This window comes from Burkholderia cepacia (genome assembly GCF_001039005.1).
GTDB lineage: Bacteria > Pseudomonadota > Gammaproteobacteria > Burkholderiales > Burkholderiaceae > Burkholderia > Burkholderia theae.
The window spans coordinates 1-1,737 of record NZ_LDWR01000109.1 but is presented as its reverse complement, the minus strand read 5'-3'; the positions used below and the strand labels follow the sequence as shown (position 1 = coordinate 1,737).

General features: G+C 62.7%; 1 protein-coding gene and 2 pseudogenes. 2 read left to right on the top strand and 1 reads right to left on the bottom strand.

Going from position 1 to position 1,737, the window contains the following annotated elements; translation table 11 throughout:
• Window positions 1-505 (top strand): annotated as a pseudogene (locus VL15_RS37925) (IS5 family transposase); the annotation flags it as partial.
• A 181-nt stretch (window positions 506-686) separates the two neighbouring features.
• On the opposite strand, the pseudogene VL15_RS41445 reads toward VL15_RS37925, so the two are convergent.
• Window positions 687-821, bottom strand: a pseudogene (locus VL15_RS41445) (transposase); the annotation flags it as partial.
• 232 nt (window positions 822-1,053) lie between these two features.
• On the opposite strand from VL15_RS41445, the gene VL15_RS41440 reads away from it, so the two are divergent.
• A partial coding sequence (locus tag VL15_RS41440) for an IS110 family transposase (protein ID WP_155420410.1) occupies window positions 1,054-1,737 on the top strand: 684 nt, incomplete at its 3' end.

Here is a 1,737-nt window from a genome sequence, read left to right as displayed (position 1 = left end):
CGTCGGGCGAGCGCGACCCGGAGATGCACCAGAGCAAGAAAGGCACCAGTGGTACTTCGGCATGAAGGCGCATATCGGTGTGGGCGCCGAAAGCGGGCTGGTGCACACGGTGCGGGGCACGTCGGGCAACGTCAACGACGTGCTCGAAGCCAATAACCTGCTGCACGGCGAGGAAACCGATGCGTTTGGCGATGCGGGCTACCAGGGCGTGCACAAGCGCCCGGACGCCCGGGCCGGCGGGAACTGGCACGTGGCGATGAAATCGGGGCGCCGCCGCGCCCTGGACAAAAGCAAGCCGCTTGACGCGCGCATCGATCAAGTCGAGCGAATCAAGGCCGGTATCCGCGCCAAGGTCGAGCATCCATTCCGGGTTATCAAGCGGCAGTTCGGCTACACCAAGGTCCGTTATCGAGGGCTGAGGAAGAACACCGCGCAACTCGTGACCTTGTTCGCGCTGTCCAATCTGTGGATGGCGCTCGGCAAGCGGCTGGCCGCTGGGGCATGAGCGTGTTCCGGGCCCGCGCCGATGCCTTGCGCGCAGCCCGCGAAGGCTGCTCAGCGCATGCCGGTCAGCTTCGCTCGGCGCTGACAGATTGGCGTCCTGGTGCATTCAGTTCTTTCTCAAAGGGTCAAGCACACTCGAATCGGTTTTGTGCAGAGCATCCTTTGATGCGTGTTATGCACTTTCAAAAATACGGAACGGCATGAGCAAGCATCAAGGTGACGAAGACGACGAAATGCAATCCGGCGAGGGTTTCGGGCAATCGCTCGTAATCGCGTGCGAGCCGGCGAAAGCGGTTGGCCCAGCCGAAGCTACGTTCGCCCCGTTACTATCTTCACGCCCCGATAATCGGGGCTATGGCCAGCCAGGCCCGGCATGATTCTCGCCCCCAGTCGCAGTCATGATCCGGGGGGTGTTGTCACCGGGCCTGGTGGGTGGCTGGTGATCGCTGATAGGGGTTTGGCCGGGATATCCCGACGCCGTCCGTAACGTGGATGCCGAGACTTGCCACCGTTGTTGCAGGCCAATCCGTTCACTCTGCATAAACTTCGATGCAAGACACTCAACAACGTGACGCCGTCGATGTCTTTGTCGGCGTCGATGTCGGTAAAGGCCATCATCACGCCGTGGCACTCGATCGGAACGGTAAGCGCCTGTACAACAGGGCTCTACCCAACGACGAGGCCAAGCTGCGCGCCCTCATCACCGAACTCAAGACTCACGGTCGACTGCTGTTCGTCGTCGATCAGCCTTCCACCATCGGTGCGCTTCCTGTAGCCGTCGCCCGCGCTGAAGGCGTACTCGTCGCCTATCTGCCTGGACTGGCCATGCGCCGCATCGCTGATTTGCACGCCGGCGAAGCCAAGACCGATGCTCGCGACGCCGCCATCATCGCCGAAGCCGCTCGCTCGATGCCGCATACGCTGCGCTCGCTTCGACTGGCCGACGAGCAGCTCGCCGAACTCACCATGCTCTGCGGCTTCGATGACGACCTCGCCGCTCAGGTCACGCAGACCAGCAACCGCATTCGCGGCCTGCTTACTCAGATCCATCCGGCGCTCGAGCGTGTTCTCGGACCGCGCCTTGACCATCCAGCGGTACTCGATCTGCTTGAGCGCTATCCGTCGCCCGCCGCGCTTGCCGGCACCAGCGAGAAGACGCTCGCCAATCGCCTGACCAAGCTCGCTCCTCGCATGGGCAAAGGCTTAGCGGCCGAGATCGTTCAGGCACTGAGC